Raw genomic sequence first — 16,952 nt, 5'->3', positions numbered from 1 at the left:
TCGGCGTCAACTATCGCGCCACCCTCGACCTGGTCGAACTACTCGACTGGCTACGCGCAGTCCCCGATGGGCATGATCCGCGGGACAGAACCTAGACGACTCGGACCGGACCGGACCAGACGGCTCGGGCTCGGGCTCGGGCTCGGGCTCGGGCTCGGGCTCGGGCTCGGGCTCGGGCTCGGGCTCGGGCTCGGGCTCGGGCTCGGGCTCGGGCTCGGGCTCGGGCTCGGGCTCGGGCTCGGGCTGATTCTTGGCGACGGCCTCGCCATCAGCGTGATCGCACCCGCGAGCCGTAGCGCAGGCGTGGAATGACCGGGTCAGAACATGTCTCAACTACGGCTGACGTCGCCCGGCCGTAGCTCAGAAATGGAATGCCGGGCCTATTACGTGCCGGAGCTACGGCTCGGTTCCCGCTCATCCAACCGGCGGCCCGGCAGCGCACCCGCCCCGGCCGCGCCGCAGCGCGACACCGGCTTGCCTTGCCATCCTCGGCCGCGTTACGGCCGGCACCACGCGCCTAGCCTGAGCGGCGCAACGGCCTGGCCTCGTACCCGCCCCGCCTGGCAACCGAACACTCTGAGCGACCGGCAGACTCCGCGACCAACCTGATCTCGGGTAGGCGAAAGCCCCGCTCCGGCGACCGGAGCGGGGCTTCAACCGTCTGTCAGGCGGGCGCCACCGCGCGCGTACGACGCATGGTCAGAACGTACTCCACCAGGGAGATCAGCACGTTCTTCGTCGACTCGCGGTTACGGGCGTCGCAGCTCACCACGGGCACGTCGCTTGAGATCGCCAGAGCGTCTCGCACGTCCTGCGCGTTGTGGTACTGCATGCCATCGAAGCAGTTTATTGCGATCAGGTACGGGAGGCGTCGGTGCTCGAAGAAGTCGATGGCGGCAAAGCAGTCGGCGAGCCGACGCGTGTCCACCATCACGACCGCACCGATGGCACCCCGAACCAGCTCGTCCCACATGAACCAGAACCGAGTCTGGCCAGGCGTTCCGAACAGGTAGAGGATCAGGTCCCGGTCGATGCTGATCCGGCCGAAGTCCATAGCCACGGTAGTGGTCATCTTGCCCGGCACCTGCCGGTTGTCATCGACACCCACACCGGCCGAAGTCATGATCGCCTCGGTGGTCAGTGGGGTGATCTCCGAGACCGACCCCACCAGCGTCGTCTTGCCAACGCCGAAGCCACCGGCGATGACAATCTTCGCCGATGTCACGCGTCCCGCAGCGGGACGTTGCGACATGTCAGAGCCTGCGAAGTCCACTCAGCACCCTTTCCAGCAGTTCCGTGCCTACCGCGTCGGTCTCGTCTTCCAGCGAGGTGGGCTCGTAGACCGCGAGCAGGCCATCCGAGGCCATGTCCGCGACGATCACTCGAGCCACACCGAGCGGCAGTTGCATGCGTGCGGCGATCTCAGCGAGCGATTGAACGCGCCCGCCGTCACACATCTGCGCGATGTACTGATGCTCGCTTCCACCCTGCCCGCCGCGCATCATTCCTGAACGGCCACGCACGGTTGTCTCGACCAGCGCTTCCAGCGCTATCTCAAGCTTCGGCCGGGTCCGACCACGGGTTACGGCGTACGGCCTGACCAGTGCTCCAGTCGGCTCATCGCGTTCGGGCATAGTCACCGTCAACCCCTCCCTCGGCCCCTCGAAGTGTATTAGTTGTCAAGGTTTTTACCAGTAGCCGACTGAGCTTACCCGCGGTAGAAAACCGAGGACAAACATGCGATTGACGCCGGCTCACTGTCCGTCTCAGCCCAGCACCCCGGCCGCGGAACGCGGCGCGGGAGTCAAAGCCTCACCGACCCGGTCGACCAGGAGAGCCATTTCGTAGCCCACCTGTCCGACATCACAGCTGCGCGCCGCGAGAACCGCGAACGACGAACCGTCAGAGATGGACATCAGGAACAGGAATCCATTGTCCATCTCGACGACCGTCTGGAGAACGGCGCCACCCTCGAAGCAACGTGCGGCACCCTGGGTGAGGGATACCAGACCGGACGCGATGGCCGCCAGCTGGTCGGCACGGTCCCGCGGAAGGTCCCGTGAGGCCGCCAGGAGCAGGCCGTCGGCGGAGACCGCGATCGCGTGCGCAACCCCGGGAACGCGGTCGGCGAAGTTGGCCAGGAGCCAACCGAGATCCTGCGTAGATGTCATGCCTCATGCTCCTTGCCAGCCTGCGAGGGCTGCTGCCCTCCCGGAGTCTCCTCCAGGTTGGTCGATTGTTCCTTGGTGCGACCGCGCGCCACACCCCGGTGGTACGCGGACAGCAGACCGCGGACCCCCTCGGGCGTACGGCGCTGGACGGAGTTACCGCCCCGGTCAACACCGCCGGGGACGAGTTGCGCCATCGGCGTGCGCTTGGGAAGGCCCGCCGTGGTGGTGATGTCGACCGGAGCCTCAGCCGCCGCACGGGCGGCCTGCCAGCCTTCATCGGCTGCGGTCTGCCACGGGTTGGACGCCGGAGCGCCGTTCCCGTTGCTGTAGGAGCCGCCGGCCGCCGCGGATGCGCCGACCGAGGCCGTGTCGAAATCACGCGACTCGGGTGAGACAGCCTGCTGCGGCACACCGGCCGTGCGGGTCGGCTCACCAGTGGGGATCCGGCGGGTAAGAACGACCGACTCGTCGCCAGGGGCCGGACCGGAGGACACGGGCTTTGCCGCCTGAGCCGGGGGCATCTCGTTCGGGTGGGCCGTGGTGAACCACGCCGACTCGAGCTCCCGGAAGATCGGCAACTCCATGGTCTCGTCCGCGAACGGGACCGCACCCTCGCGCTGACGCGCTGAGGAGTGCGCCGCCGCGATCTGCGCGGCTGCGGTGGCCTGAGCCTCCGCGGCCTGTGCGGCAGCCGCCTCGTGCCCGGCACGGGCCGCGACAGCGGACGCGTCGTCGGCCACGGGGGCCGGCGGCGCCGAGGACGGCATCGGAGCCATCTGCGGGTTTGTCGGCCGGGCCACCTGCGGCTGCGGCTCGAAGTTCTCCGGGCGGTAACGCGGAATCTCGGCCGTCATGTCGAGCGCGGCAGCCAGATTTTCCGGCACGTGCGGAGTAGCGGGGTGCTCCCGGTCAGCCGCGACCGGCGGCCAGGCCGGCGGCGCCGCGGAGAAGGGAGCGACCGGCGGTGCCGAGTACGGAGCTGCCGAGATCGGCTCAGCCGGAGGCGCGCTGATCGGCGCCGCGTACGACGGACCGGCAGGCATCGGAGGAGCCGAGACCGGGGGAACCGGAGGCGCGGAGACCGGCGGCATGACCGGTCCACGGCTCAGGTTTTCCGGGTTGGCCGGCAGCTGACGCGGGATGGCCGCACCGAAGCCGTTGTGCTCGACCTCGGGACGGGTGAAGTCCGTGTTGCGGCGCTGCGCGAGCTCGTCGAGCCCGGCGAAGCCCTGCGGACCGGACGGCAGCGGCGGGATGACCTCGTTGCTGCGCGGGCCGTGGAAGCCGTTGGCGAAACCGTTGCCGTTGGCTGATCCACCGTTGCCGTTGCCGTTGAGGCCACCGAACCCGGTGGGCGCGGCGCCGGTCAGGTCGGACCAGGCGGGAACGGAACCGTTCGTGCCGTTGGCCGGCTCGAACGGACGGCCACCGCCGCCGTTGAACCCGCCGCCACCACCACCGTTGAAGCCACCGCCACCACCGTTGTAGCCGCCACGGCCGCTTTCCAGCGCGAGGGGCTCACCGAAGGACGGCATCGCCGGAGGCGGGCCGGAGTCGAAGCCGGTGACCGACTGCACCCGGGCGGACGCTGTCGCGGCCAGGACCGAGGCGGGCAGGCCGACCTCGGCCACGGTGCCGCGCTCGCGGTCGGCGGGACGGAGCTCGACGCGGACGGCGTGGCGGTTGGCCAGCCGGGCGACCACGACGAGGCCCATCATCCGGGAGACCGCGACGTCCACCGTGGGCGGGTTCGCGAGACGCTCGTTGAGGTCGCGCAGCTGCTCCCGGCTGATGCCGATGCCGTGGTCCTCGACGGTCAGAACGGAGTTCTCACCGAGCTTGCGCGCCTCGACCACGACGTTCGAGTTCGGCGGGGAGAACGCGGTCGCGTTGTCGAAGAGCTCGGCGACCAGGTGGACCATGTCGTTGACGGCGTGCGCCGCCACCTCGATGTCCCGGTCGATCATGCCGAACTCGATGCGGGTGTAGTGCTCGACCTCGGACTGCGCGGCACGCAGCACGTCGATCAGAGCGGCCGGCTCCCGCTGCACACGAGTGGAGTCCGCGCCGGCGAGAACCAGAAGGTTTTCGTCGTTACGGCGCATTCGGGTGGCGAGGTGGTCGAGCTGGAAGAGCTCGGCCAGCCGGTCCGGGTCCTCCTCGCCGCGCTCCAGGCGGTCCAGGTGACCGATGAGCCGGTCGACCAGGATCTGGGAGCGGCGGGCGAGGTTGACGAACATCGTCGCAACCGAGGCACGCAGCGCGGCCTGCTCGGCAGCGGTACGCACAGCCTCAAGGTGAACCGCGTTGAACGCCTCGGTCACCTGGCCGAACTCGTCACGGCTGCGAACCGGCAGCGGCTCGGCGATCTGGTCGGCGACCTGCGCCGGTGTGAGCGACGCGGAGAGCGCCGGGTCACGCAGCCGGCTCACCGCGTGCGGCAGGCCGAACTGAGCGACCGCGAGGGCGCCCTGACGCAGTTCACGCAGCGAGCGCGCCATCGAGCGGGCGACCAGCCAGGCGAACAGGATGCCGAGCAGAAGCAGGGCGAGCAGCAGGCTGGTCTCGAGGAAGACTCGCTGGTTCGTGTCGTCGCGCAGATCGGTCGCGCTGGCCACGATGTCCTTGTCGAACTCGATCTCGACCTGACGGAACAGCTCGTTGTAACCCTGCATCGCCTCCTCCCACGAGGCGGCGTTGAAGGGGATGTTCCCGATGTTGGTGCCCTGCAGCGCCATCAGCGGGGTGGTCAGGTTCGTCGCGGCCTGAGCCTTGAGACCACTAACCGTGTTGTCGAAGAGCTGCTTCTCACCGTCGGTGCCGGTGGCCTGCAGAGTCTTGATCGCGAGCTGGTAACCGGTCTGGGTACTCAGGAACGCCTGACGCAGACCGTTGTCCAGCGAGCCCTTGTCGAGGATCTCGTGACCGATGAACCGCTGCTGGGCGATGTAGTCCTTCGCCTCGGCAACCGCGGCCACCGCGCGCAGGTGATCGCTCAGGCTGGGGTCGCTGGCAAGCTGCGCCGACGAGTCACGGACCTGGAGGAGGTCGTCGATGAGGCGGTTGTACGCCTCCTTGACGTCACTCTCGTCCACCTGGCCGTTCGCCACCTTGCTGCGGAACGCCGGAAGGTCCTCGAGGTTGTTGTCGAGGCGCAGCAGGAGGGTGCCGACGTTGGCCGGGACATCCTCCAGAGCGCCCTTCTGCTGAACGTATGGCGTCTTGGCGGTGTCCACCGAGTCGTGTTCACCGTTGTAGAGCTCGACGGCCGCGGCAGCGGCCTGGTTGTTACGAGCGTCCTTGGCGAGCGCCACCATGATGCCGTAGGTCCGCTCGGACTGAAGGTGGTCGACAAGACCACCAGCAGCCTCGGACAGCACCGAGAGGGTTCGAGCACGCTCAGCGTTGCTCGCCTCATCGATGTGGTCCACGAGGCCTTGGACGCCGACGATGATCGTCGCCACCGTGGGCACCAGCATGATCAGGCCGAGTTTCGACCAGATCGGTAGGTCTCGCAGTCGACCAGCCGGTCGACGCAGACGCGACATGACGCCGTTCGCCGCATTGGGGCGCTTGCTCACGTCACCGTCCTCCTGATTCGGGCCCCGGCATTCGGCTCGCCGGCACCACGCACGACCGACTCGCCGGGTCGGGCCCCCGAGATTCCATCACGACAAGTGTCAAAGAGAAAGGGCAGGCGGACACGGACCGGTTGTGTGACGCGATGTTGCAACTTGGGAGTTGGACATCGCCGGTCCAATATCACTGGGTGTAGAGCTGCCTATCTCTCAAGGTCACTCACACGGCCGGCTGCATTGGGGGGTGGGGCGCAGGCCGACCGGGTCCCGATCGTAGTCGATCGCAACAGAAGTGACGATGACTCGCTTCACCGCGAACGGCAAGGCGAGATGCCGGATTCTGCCGTGTTTGCAGGCGGCAGTCTAGCCGAACGGCGGACGGCGTAAGCCTGACCGTCGATTTCTTTTGACGTACGTTCGTCCGTTTCCGAGAAAAGGGCGAAAAGCCGGACTTGCCCGGCGGTGGGTACCGCCGGGCCCCGGTTTCAGCCGAGCAACTTCGCGTACGCCGGCTTGATCACCTCATTGATCAGCACCAGTCGCTCGTCGTACGGGATGAACGCCGACTTCATCGCGTTGATGGTGAGCCACTGAAGCTCCGCCCAGCCCCAGCCGAACGACTCGGCGAGCAGAGTCATCTCCCGCGTCATCGATGTCCCGCTCATCAACCGGTTGTCGGTGTTGACCGTGACCCGGAACCGCAGATCGTGCAGCAGCTTGATCGGGTGCTCGGCGATCGACGCCGCGGCGCCGGTCTGCACGTTCGACGACGGGCAGAGCTCCAGCGGGATCCGCTTGTCCCGCACGTACGCGGCCAGCCGGCCGAGCACCGGCGGCTCGGGCGCGGCCGTGGTGATGTCGTCCACGATCCGCACGCCGTGACCCAGCCGGTCGGCGCCGCACCACTGGATCGCTTCCCAGATCGACGGCAGGCCGAAGGCTTCGCCCGCGTGGATGGTGAAGTGGAAGTTCTCCCGCTGCAGGTATTCGAAGGCGTCCAGGTGCCGGGTGGGCGGGAAGCCCGCCTCCGCGCCGGCGATGTCGAAACCGACCACCCCGGTGTCCCGGTAACGGACCGCCAGCTCGGCGATCTCCTGCGAGCGGGCCGCGTGCCGCATCGCGGTCAGCAGGGTGCCGATCCGAATCGGGCTGCCGAGCGCCGCGGCCTCGGCGCAGCCCTCGCGGAACCCGGCGTGCACGGCGTCGACCACCTCGTCGAGGGTGAGGCCGCGCTCCAGGTGCTGTTCCGGGGCGTACCGGATCTCCGCGTAGACGACGCCGTCGGCGGCCAGGTCGAGCGCGCACTCCTTGGCAACCCGATGCAGGCCTTCCACGGTCTGCATGACCGCGACGGTGTGGGCGAAGGTCTCCAGGTACCGTTCCAGCGAACCGGAGTCGGCCGCCGCGACGAACCACGCGCCGAGCCGTTCCGGATCTTGAGCGGGCAGTTCGTGGCCGACTGCTGCGGCGAGCTCGACGATGGTGGCCGGCCGTAATCCGCCGTCCAGGTGATCGTGGAGCAGAACCTTCGGTGCCTTGACGATGTCCGAGTGTGTGATGCCAGCCATCAGAAGAGCCTAGAGGGAAGCGCCCGATGATCGACGGAGCAATTCCGTATCTGCGATGCCCGGTGTGCCGGGAGCCACTCGCCCGTCACGAGCGGGCGCTGCGCTGCGCGCGCGGGCACAGCTTCGACATGGCGAAGCAGGGGTACGCGGACCTGAGCGCCGGACGGCTCCCGCACACCGGAGACACCGCCGAAATGGTGGCCGACCGGGCCGCTTTCCTGGCCGCCGGGCACTACGGATTCATTGCCGACGCGCTGGCCGAACACCGTACCGAAGGGTTGGTTCTTGATGCCGGAACCGGGACCGGCGACTATCTGGCCCGGTTCCTGGACGCCTCTCCGGCCGCGATCGGATTGGGCCTCGACGTCTCCAAGGCGGCTCTGCGCCGGGCTGCGCGGGCACACGAGCGCGCCGGCGCGGTGCTGGCCGACCTGTGGCGCCCGCTGCCGGTCGCGGACGGTTCGGCAGCGGTGATCCTGGATGTCTTCGCGCCGCGCAACGGACCCGAGTTCCACCGGGTGATCCGTCCGGACGGTGTGCTGCTGGTGGTCACCCCGGCCGCCGACCATCTGGCCGAGTTGATCGCCGCGCACGGCCTGATCCACGTCGATCCGGACAAGGCCGCCCGCGTGACGAACAGCCTCGGCGAGCACTTCGAGCAGGTCTCGACGACCACCTGCCGCCGCGAGCTGACGCTGTCCGCGACCGAGGTGCGCACCCTGATCGGGATGACGCCGAGCGCCCGCCACGTCGATCTCACGACCTTCGAACCCACCCGGGTCACCGCAGGCGTCGACCTCACGGTCTACCGACCCTTCATGGGTACGCACTAAGGGTGCGAGTTCTCACACGGAGAGATCGACTTCTTCCCATTCCGGCGGTGCCTCGTGGTACGGCCCGGTGAAGGTGACCGCCCACTCCAGCGCCCACCGCCGCTGACCGATCGCGTTGCTGTCCACCTCGCCGGGCAGGATCCGGCCGGCCTGCTCGGACTCCTGGAACGCCCAGTCCAGGCAGTAGTAGAGATCCAGCAGCACGGCAGCCTCGGCCGCGTCCCGGGCGGCGACCAGCGAACGTGAACGCCACCGGCCGAACGTCTCACCGGACGGCAGGTCCGGCATCTGTGTCATCAGGCCGTCGTCCGGCGGGACTGTCGGATCCAGGTGCCGGCTCAGCCCGAGCAGCCAGGCCAGCGCGAAGACGGCGTCGTGATGCAGCACGAACGAGCGATGGTCGCCTTTCGCCCCGATCACGAACTGCCACTCCGGCGGGGTGACGAGGTCGACCAGGTGGGAGCCGAGCAACCAGCTCATCGCCGCTTCGGTGGGCATGCCGAAACAGCGCGCGACGACGACGTGCAGCACCGCGGCCCGAGCCTCGATCTCGGCGACCGGGCGCAGCTCGACCGTGTCGCCGGGCTCCCAGACCAGTGGGAACGCCAGCGGCGGCAGGGGCAGGCCCAGTCGCGCGAGCTCGTCGAGGCTGGCTTCGCGGACCGCGCGGGGATCGGGGGCGGCCTTCGTCATGGTCGGTCAGGCTATGCGGTCGAGGAGCAGCCCGGGAGAGGTGGGCGGCTCGGAGCCGATCCGGATCGCCTCGGCGGCCTCGTCACGCGCCACCGGAATCCGGGACTCGTCGTCCGCGCGCAGCTCCAGCAGCACGTCACCGGCCTTGACGCGGTCGCCGGGACGCACCTTGAGCTGGATGCCCGCACCGAAGCTGACCGGGTCCTCCTTACGGGCCCGCCCGGCGCCGAGACGCCAGGCCGCGATGCCGATCCCGTACGCGTCCAGCGAGGTGACCACGCCGTCCTCGGTCGCCCGCAGCACCTCGGTGTGCGCCGCGGTGGGCAGTGCGGCGTCCGGGTCGCCGCCCTGTGCGCGGATCATCGCCCGCCAGGTGTCCATCGCCGCGCCGGACGCCAGCGCCTTTTCCGGGTCGGCGTCCACGCCGGCCGCTTCGAGCATCTCCCGGGCAAGGGCCAGAGTGAGTTCGACCACATCGGCCGGGCCGCCGCCGGCGAGCACCTCGACCGACTCGGCGACCTCGTTGGCGTTACCGACCGCCAGGCCGAGCGGCGTGTTCATGTCGGTGAGCAGAGCGACCGTGGTCACTCCGCTGTCCTTGCCGAGCTGGACCATGGTGCGGGCCAGCTCACGGGCCATCTCCAGGTCCTTCATGAAGGCGCCGGAGCCGACCTTCACGTCCAGCACCAGCGCGCCGGTGCCCTCCGCGATCTTCTTGCTCATGATCGAGCTGGCGATCAGCGGAATGGCCTCGACCGTGCCGGTCACGTCGCGCAGCGCGTAGAGCTTGCGGTCGGCCGGCGCCAGGCCGTCACCGGCCGCGCAGATGACCGCGCCGATGTCCTGGAGCTGCTTCTTGAAGGCGTCGTTGGAGAGCCGGGCCTGCCAGCCGGAGATCGACTCCAGCTTGTCCAGCGTGCCGCCGGTGTGCCCGAGGCCACGGCCGGAGAGCTGCGGAACGGCCACCCCGCACGCCGCGACCAGCGGGGTCAGCGGCAGCGTGATCTTGTCGCCGACGCCGCCGGTGGAGTGCTTGTCGGCGGTCGGCCGGGAGACCGAGGAGAGGTCCAGGCGCTCACCGCTGGCGATCATCGCGGCGGTCCACCGGGCGATCTCACGCGGCGTCATGCCGCGCAGCAGGATCGCCATGGCCAGGGCCGACATCTGCTCGTCCGCGACGACACCCTTGGTGTACGCGTCGACGACCCAGTCGATCTGAGCGTCGCTCAGCTGGTGCCCGTCCCGCTTGGCCCGGATCACGTCGACAGCTGCGAACCCACTCATGATTTTTCCTCCCACCGCTGGGCGATGCCCTCCGGCGTCTCACCCTCGCCGGCCCAGGACAGGCCGCCTTCGGCGTCCACAACCACAACCCTTGGGGTACGCACGAGGCCCCACGCCACCGCGGCGGACGCGGCCGGGTAGTTCGGGCCCTCCTCCAGGATGCCCTTTTCCTCGGCGCTGCCGGGCTCACCTGACGAACGTTCCCAGTACGCGGTCCAGATCGTCTCGCCACCGGAGATGTCCGGGTGGACGAAGACCGAGCCACGGCCCCGCCATTTCGCCAGCTCGGGCGGGACCTCCGCGCCACCGGCACCGCCGGTGACGCGTTCCATGTCCTCGTAACCGAACGCGTGCGGCAGCAGCTCGGTCATCCGCAGCGGCCGGGGCAGCGCCTCGACCAGCAGTTCCGGGCCGCCGTGCTCCCAGAGCAGCTGACGGCAGCGGCCGCACGGCATCAGGGGCGCGCCGGTGGCGTCCACGCAGGAGATCGCCACCAGACGACCGCCGCCGCTCGCGTGCAGCGAGCTGACCAGACCGCACTCGGCGCACAGGGTCATCCCGATGGAAGCGTTCTCCACGTTGCAGCCCACGATCACCCGGCCGTCGTCGACCAGCCCGGCGACTCCGACCGGGAAGTCGGAAATCGGCACGTATGCGCGACGCATCGTCTCAATGGCGGTGGCACGCAGCCCCGCCCAGTCGATTTCCATGATTTTGATTCTGCCTGACTGTTTCGCTCTTGATGTACGGGTCAGCTCTTGATGTAGGGCACACCGTCGGCTGCCGGCGCACGAACCCGGCCGACAAGACCCGCCACCGCGATGATGGTCGCGATGTACGGCAGCATGTTCAGGAACTGACTGGGAACCGGGCTGCCGACCGCGCTCAGGTACGTCGCCAGCTTCTGTGCGAAGCCGAAGAAGAGCGCCGCGCCCAGGGCGCCGAACGGCGTGAACCGGCCGAAGATCAGCGCGGCGAGCGCGATGAAGCCGGCGCCGGCCGTCATGTTCTTGGTGAAGCTGCCGGTCGCCACCAGCGTGAAGTACGCGCCACCGAGGCCGGCGACAACCCCGCCGAGCAGCACGTTCATGTACCGCAGGCCACGAACCCGGATGCCGACCGTGTCAGCCGCCGTCGGGTGCTCGCCGACCGCGCGGGTACGCAGACCCCAGCGGGTCCGGGTGAGACCGAAGTGGATCAGCACGACCAGGCCGAGCGCGACCCAGACCAGCAGGTTGGTGTCGAAGAGGACCGTGCCGACCACCGGGATGTCGGCGAGGCCGGGGATCCGCCACTCGGGCAGCCGCGGCGGCTCGTTGTACTTGCTCGCGTCGTTCTGCATCAGCCGCTCGTAGAGGAAGCCGGTGACGCCGAGCGCGAACAGGTTGAGCACGATGCCGACCACGGTCTGGTCGACCAGGTACCGGATGGAGAGCACGGCCAGGATCGCCGCGATGATCACACCGCCGACGGCCGCGCTGATCAGACCCACCCAGACGCTGGTCGCCATCGTGCCGACCAGGGCGCCGGCGAAGGCGCCCATCAGGAACTGGCCCTCGATCGCCACGTTCACCACGCCCGAGCGCTCACCCAGCACGCCGGCCAGCGCGCCCAGGATCAGCGGGAGCGCCAGTTGCAGCGTGCCGCTGGTGGTGTCCACGAGCGGCAGGAACTTGCCGGCCACCTGCCAGCAGAGGAACGACAGGACGAAGGTGAGGATGCCGAGCGAGAGCAGCAGGTTCTGGTAACGCTTGGCGAAGCTGGTGAAGAGCAGGCCGCCGGTAATGATCGTCACGATGCCGAAGAGGATCGCGCCGAACTGGCCGTTGATCGACAGCGCCGCGCCCTCGGCGTCCTCGCTGAGGGTGAACCGGGCTGCCTCACTCGGCGCGAGCGAGCCGAAGAGGACAGCGGCCAGGACGCCGATCAGGACGAGAGCGACGCCGAGGCGGCGCTGCCGGGTCCAGAACGGCTCTGGCGCCGTGACCTCGCCGATCTCCTCCACTGTTGCCGTCGACATGTCTCAGCCCTTCGCCAGCGAGGCGCCCGGCCGCACGAGGCGGGTGGCGCGAAGTCGGAAGATCGCCTTAACCAGGGCGGGGGCGGCGATGAAGATGACGATCAGCGCCTGCAACACGGTGACCAGTTCGAGCGAAATACCGGAGTACGACTGCATCCGGTTGCCGCCGGCCCGCAAGGCGCCGAAGAGCAGAGCGGCCCACAGGGTCCCCCACGGCTTGTTGCGGCCGAGCAGGGCGACCAGCAGGCCGTCGAAACCGATGTTGCCGGCGACCGAGGGGGTCAGCGCGTACGCCGTACCGAGGACCTGGGTCGCGCCACCGAGGCCGGCCAGACCACCGGCGACGGCCATCAGCAGCGCGTACGTCTTGGCCACGCTGATGCCCGCGGTCTTTGCCGCGTGCTGGTTGGCGCCGACGGCCCGCAGCTCGAAGCCGAACGACGAGCGGTTCAGCAGCCAGGCCACACCGGCCGTGACCGCCACCGCGAGCAGGATGCCCATGTGGACGCGGAGCACGCCGCCGAACGACGGCAGCTTGGCCGACTCGGCGACCGCCTTGCTGATCGCGTCGGTGCGCTCCGGGTCCTGGATGCCCTTCTGCAGCACCAGCCAGGACAGGAAGAGCGCGGCCGTGTAGTTGAGCATGATCGTGGTGATCACCTCGTGCGCGCCGGTGCGAGCCTTGAGGATGCCGGGGATGAATCCCCAGAGCGCGCCACCGATGGCGCCGGCAACGATCGCCACCACCAGGTTCAGCACGATCGGCAGGCCGAACGTGAAGCCGGCGACGCCGGCCGTGATGCAGCCGATGACCGCCTGGCCCTGCGCGCCGATGTTGAACAGGCCGCCGCGGAACGCCAGCGCCACCGAGAGGCCGGTGAAGACCAGCGGCGCCGCGTAGGTGAGCGTCTCGGAGATCGGCGAGAACGCGTCCTGCCAGGTGCCGGTGCCGGCGAACCAGGCGGAGAACGCCTCCGGGTCACCGAACGCGCCCTTGAGCAGGTCGGAGTACGCGGTGCTGATCAGCTGCCAGCTCGCGGTCAGCGCGTCACCCGGGCGGGCCGTGAAGTACGCGAACTTCTCCAGCACCTCGGAGTCGGAGACGACGATCAGGACCGCACCGATGACGAACGCCAGTACGATCGAGAGGAACGTGACCGTAACGGTGTTGGAAGACCAGAGGTTGCGGGTGAAGACGCTGAGGAAGGACTCCTCTTCCGGCTTCTCGGCTTCCTTCTTGGCCGGCGCTTCGGTGGTCACTCGGTCTCCTCTTCCCGGGCGTTTCCGGTGATTCCGGCCATCAGCAGGCCCAGCTCCTCGCGCGGGGTGTCCGGCGAGACGATGGCCAGCACCCGGCCGCGGTACATCACGGCGATCCGGTCGGCCAGGCCGACCACCTCGTCCAGCTCGCTGGAGACCACGAGCACCGCGGTGCCCTGGTCACGCTCGTGGATGATCCGGCCGTGGATGAACTCGATCGAGCCGACGTCAACACCGCGGGTCGGTTGCGAGGCGATCAGCAGGCGCAGCGGGCGGGACATCTCCCGGGCCACCACGACCTTCTGCTGGTTGCCGCCGGAGAGCGTGCCGACCGCGTTGTCCGGCGACATGCACCGGATGTCGAACTGCTCGACCCGCTCCTTGGCATTGGTGCCGACGCTGCCGAGGTCGATCTTGAACGCGTTACCGAAGGGCGGCCGGTCGTACATGTCGAGGATCAGGTTCTCCGCGATGGAGAACTCCTTGACCACACCGTCGTGACTGCGGTCCTCGGGTACGTAACCGACGCCGGCGCGCAGGATCCGCTTGGTGCTCAGCGTGGCGAGGCTCTCGTTGTCCAGCTCGACCGTGCCGGCCCGCAGCTCGCGCAGGCCCATCACGGCCTCGACCAGCTCGGTCTGCCCGTTGCCCTGCACACCCGCGATGCCCAGGACCTCGCCGGCCCGGACTTCCAGGTCGACGCCGTCCACGGCGCGGACGCCCCGGTCGTCGTCGACCACCAGGCCGGAGAGCTTGAGCACGCTGCGACCGGGTTCCGCCGGGGTCTTCGAGACCTCCAGGCTCACCGCGCGGCCGACCATCAGGGCCGCGAGCTCTTCCTCGCTGGTGTCCGGAGAGGCGGTGCCGACGATCTTTCCGCGGCGGACCACGGTGATCCGGTCGGCGATCGCCTTGACCTCTTTGAGTTTGTGGGTGATGAAGACGATCGACTTGCCCATCGCGGTGAGCGAGCGCATCACGGCGAGAAGCTCTTGCGTCTCCTGGGGGGTGAGCACGGCGGTCGGCTCGTCCAGAATCAGCAGATCGACGTCGCGGGTCAGCGCCTTCACGATCTCGACGCGCTGCTGCGCTCCGACCGGCAGGTCCTCGACCAGCGCGTCCGGGTCGACCGGAAGGCCGTACCGTTCGGAGGTCTCGATGACGTCGCGGCGCGAGCGGCGGCGATCCAGCCAGCCGAGCGGGCCGCCCCGGGTCTCCTCGCTGCCGAGCGCGATGTTCTCCGCCACGGTGAACACCGGCACGAGCATGAAGTGCTGATGCACCATGCCGATGCCGGCCGCGATGGCGTCGCGCGGGCTGCGGAAGACGAGCGGCTCGTCGTTGACGAGGATCTGGCCCTCGTCCGGCTGGAGCAGGCCGTACAGCTGATTCATCAGCGTCGACTTGCCCGCGCCGTTCTCGCCGAGCAGGGCGTGTACCTCGCCGGGCTCGACCGTGATGTCGATGTGGTCGTTGGCCACCAGGTCGCCGAAGCGCTTGGTGATGCCGCGCAGTTCGAGTTTCAGCGGAATCTCCCGGATTCGGTAAGGCCAACTGAGGGACTTCAAGAGAGCCGCCGCTCAGTCGCAGGTGTTTACCCGCGGCTGGGCGGCGGCCGAGATGCTACCTAACGTGTTGATCAGGCCGGGGCGCTGGCCGACTCAACCTTCACGGTGCCGGCGATGATGTCCGCCTTCAGCTTGTCGATCTCCGCCTTGAGGGCGGCGTCGACCTTGGAGTCGAACTGGTTGTACGGCGCGATGCCGACACCGTCGTTCTCCAGGGTGCCGATGTAACCCGGGCTGGCGGCGAGCGCCTCACCCTTGGCGCCGGTGACGACGGCGGTCTTGACCGCGTCCTCGATGTTCTTGACAACGGTGGTCAGGAACACGTCGCAGTACTGCTCGGCCGACTTGCAGCCGTCCTGGTCGACCCAGATGACCGAGGTCTTGCCGGCCGAGTCCTTGGCGACCTGGGCGGTGCCCAGGCCGGTGCCGCCGGCAACCGGCATGACGATGTCGGCGCCCTGCGAGACCAGGGTCTGGGTGATGCTCTTGCCCTTGTTCTGGTCGACGAAGCTCTCGGCGAAGGTGCCGTTCTGCTTCGCCTTGTCCCAGCCCAGGACCTCGACCTTGGTGCCCTTGGCGGTGTTGTGGTACGCCACGCCGTCAGCGAAGCCGTCCATGAAGATGGTGACCGGCGGGATCTTCAGACCGCCGTACGTCGCCACCTTGCCGGACTTGGTGTAACCCGCGGCCAGGTAGCCGGCGAGGAACGCGGCCTGCTGGGTGGCGAACTGCATCGGGAAGACGTTGGTGTTGCCGCTGCCGCTGTCGACGATGCCGAACTGCGAGTCGGCGCTCTCCTTGGCGACCTTGGTGGTGGAGTCGCCCATGAGGCCACCGACCGCCAGGATGAAGTCACACTTCTGGCTCACGAAGCTGCGCAGGCCCGGCTCGTAGTCGGCCTCGGAGGAGGACGCCACGTACTTCGGGTCGACGTTGCCGGCCTCGGCCTTGGCGGCCTCCAGGCCGGCCCAGGCGGAAGCGTTGAACGACTTGTCGTCGATGCCACCGGTGTCGGTGACCATGCAAGCCTTGTAGGCGGCGGCCGCGGCGCTGCTGGAGCCGCCGGCCGGGGTCTCGTCAGGTGCGTCGCCACAAGCGGCGGCAGCGAGCGTCAGCCCACCTGCCGCGAGAATCGCCAGGATCCGCTTCCCACGTACTGGGCGCAAGACGCCCTCCTTCTTCATGTGCGCACCGACCCGCTCGGTGAACCTAAGGACGGCAGCGTAGCCGGGGCTAAACGCCCCGTCAGGAGATCGTTCCGGACTGTTCGTTGTCCGTTACCTGGTTGCAATCCCGGATCCCGTTCAGCCCGTTTCTGTATCACGTTGTTACGGCCAGAAACGGGCATCTGGGGTGGTCAGAGGCGATCCGAATTTACATACGGAATCTTTTATGGCTTTACCGCTCGCCACGCTCGCACGCCGAGGACGCCCACGACGGTGCCAATTGTGAGCGACGCCACGATCAACAAGGCGTGCACCCACAGAAAGGACGTAGCCGTTCCGTCCGTGAAGGACCGGTCGTCCTTCCAGATCGCGAGGCCGAACCTCGGCCAGATCACCCAGGTCCACACGCCGACCGCGACGAGGAAGGCCGCCCAACGCTTGCTGATCATCACGGGTCGAGTATTCCAGCGGCCATCCGGCGCCATCCGGCCCGCACCTCGGCCGGCCCCGGCGGCTCGGCGGGCACCACGCCACCGGAACCCGGCTCGCTGTGCACGTCGCTGAAGTCGGCCGTCCGGGCCAGGCCGACCTCCCGGCGGATCGCGTCCACCCCGTCCAGTGGCCGCAACGGCTCGACGACAGCCATCAGGTCGTCGTCGGCCACCACGGCGCGGGCCAGGGCCAGGGCGTGGCCGCGTTCGTACGGGCCGCAGACCACCGGGTCCCAGTCGTCGCCGGAACCGCCCAGAGCGCCGATGGTCACCACCCACGGCAAGTCCGCGATCGGCGAACCGGCTGGCAGCTGCATAGT

General features: G+C 68.7%; 16 protein-coding genes. 2 read left to right on the top strand and 14 right to left on the bottom strand.

Annotated elements, in window-relative coordinates:
- Positions 1-312, top strand: a 312-nt coding sequence (locus B0I29_RS16935; protein WP_220091330.1) for a hypothetical protein, incomplete at its 5' end; no start/stop codon positions are given.
- A 352-nt stretch (positions 313-664) separates the two neighbouring features.
- On the opposite strand, the gene B0I29_RS16930 is transcribed toward B0I29_RS16935, so the two are convergent.
- The 5 genes from B0I29_RS16930 to B0I29_RS16910 form a co-directional block, all read right to left on the bottom strand.
- Complete coding sequence (locus B0I29_RS16930) at positions 665-1,252, bottom strand: GTP-binding protein (protein ID WP_111649937.1); 588 nt, start codon at positions 1,250-1,252, stop codon at positions 665-667.
- A 1-nt stretch (position 1,253) separates the two neighbouring features.
- The gene (locus B0I29_RS16925) at positions 1,254-1,634 is read right to left on the bottom strand and encodes a DUF742 domain-containing protein (protein WP_111649969.1); all 381 of its coding nucleotides are present in this window, start codon (positions 1,632-1,634) and stop codon (positions 1,254-1,256) included.
- A 132-nt stretch (positions 1,635-1,766) separates the two neighbouring features.
- Positions 1,767-2,171: a roadblock/LC7 domain-containing protein gene (locus tag B0I29_RS16920; RefSeq protein WP_014447580.1), complete on the bottom strand. Its 405-nt coding sequence runs from the start codon at positions 2,169-2,171 to the stop codon at positions 1,767-1,769.
- A complete protein-coding gene (locus B0I29_RS16915; RefSeq protein ID WP_111649936.1) occupies positions 2,168-5,752 on the bottom strand; it encodes a sensor histidine kinase in 3,585 nt (1,194 codons plus the stop codon). The genes B0I29_RS16920 and B0I29_RS16915 overlap by 4 nt, the downstream gene beginning before the upstream one ends.
- 482 nt (positions 5,753-6,234) lie before the next feature.
- Complete coding sequence (locus tag B0I29_RS16910) at positions 6,235-7,317, bottom strand: adenosine deaminase (RefSeq protein WP_111649935.1); 1,083 nt, start codon at positions 7,315-7,317, stop codon at positions 6,235-6,237.
- A gap of 26 nt (positions 7,318-7,343) precedes the next feature.
- Here B0I29_RS16910 and B0I29_RS16905 point away from each other — a divergent pair, with 26 nt between their 5' ends.
- On the top strand, positions 7,344-8,150 hold the full coding sequence (locus tag B0I29_RS16905; protein WP_111649934.1) for a putative RNA methyltransferase: 807 nt from the start codon (positions 7,344-7,346) through the stop codon (positions 8,148-8,150).
- Positions 8,151-8,162: 12 nt separating this feature from the next.
- Here B0I29_RS16905 and B0I29_RS16900 read toward each other — a convergent pair whose 3' ends face one another.
- From B0I29_RS16900 to B0I29_RS16860, 9 genes are all read right to left on the bottom strand, one after another.
- Positions 8,163-8,843 (bottom strand): DUF4272 domain-containing protein, encoded by a 681-nt coding sequence (locus B0I29_RS16900; protein WP_111649933.1) that lies wholly within the window; start codon positions 8,841-8,843, stop codon positions 8,163-8,165.
- Positions 8,844-8,849: 6 nt separating this feature from the next.
- Entirely contained in the window at positions 8,850-10,127 is a 1,278-nt protein-coding gene (locus tag B0I29_RS16895; RefSeq protein ID WP_111649932.1) for a thymidine phosphorylase, read from the bottom strand.
- Positions 10,124-10,837 carry a cytidine deaminase gene (locus B0I29_RS16890; RefSeq protein WP_111649931.1) on the bottom strand — a complete coding sequence of 238 codons (714 nt, stop codon included), beginning with the start codon at positions 10,835-10,837 and terminating at the stop codon, positions 10,124-10,126. The genes B0I29_RS16895 and B0I29_RS16890 overlap by 4 nt, the downstream gene beginning before the upstream one ends.
- Positions 10,838-10,878: 41 nt before the next feature.
- Positions 10,879-12,147 (bottom strand): ABC transporter permease, encoded by a 1,269-nt coding sequence (locus B0I29_RS16885; protein ID WP_111649930.1) that lies wholly within the window; start codon positions 12,145-12,147, stop codon positions 10,879-10,881.
- Between the two features lie 3 nt (positions 12,148-12,150).
- On the bottom strand, positions 12,151-13,407 hold the full coding sequence (locus tag B0I29_RS16880) for an ABC transporter permease (RefSeq protein ID WP_111649929.1): 1,257 nt from the start codon (positions 13,405-13,407) through the stop codon (positions 12,151-12,153).
- A complete protein-coding gene (locus tag B0I29_RS16875; RefSeq protein ID WP_260329795.1) occupies positions 13,404-14,975 on the bottom strand; it encodes an ABC transporter ATP-binding protein in 1,572 nt (523 codons plus the stop codon). The genes B0I29_RS16880 and B0I29_RS16875 overlap by 4 nt, the downstream gene beginning before the upstream one ends.
- 71 nt (positions 14,976-15,046) lie before the next feature.
- Positions 15,047-16,159, bottom strand: a complete 1,113-nt coding sequence (locus B0I29_RS16870; protein ID WP_111649928.1) for a BMP family lipoprotein — start codon at positions 16,157-16,159, stop codon at positions 15,047-15,049.
- A gap of 206 nt (positions 16,160-16,365) precedes the next feature.
- Positions 16,366-16,590 carry an SCO4848 family membrane protein gene (locus B0I29_RS16865; RefSeq protein ID WP_221402823.1) on the bottom strand — a complete coding sequence of 75 codons (225 nt, stop codon included), beginning with the start codon at positions 16,588-16,590 and terminating at the stop codon, positions 16,366-16,368.
- Positions 16,590-16,949 (bottom strand): hypothetical protein, encoded by a 360-nt coding sequence (locus B0I29_RS16860; protein ID WP_221402729.1) that lies wholly within the window; start codon positions 16,947-16,949, stop codon positions 16,590-16,592. Before B0I29_RS16860 ends, B0I29_RS16865 begins: the two co-directional genes overlap by 1 nt.
- Positions 16,950-16,952: the final 3 nt, after the last annotated feature.

It is taken from the genome of Actinoplanes lutulentus, from assembly GCF_003259845.1.
Classification (GTDB): Bacteria; Actinomycetota; Actinomycetes; order Mycobacteriales; family Micromonosporaceae; genus Actinoplanes; species Actinoplanes lutulentus.
This window is presented reverse-complemented; position numbering and strand designations above follow the sequence as displayed.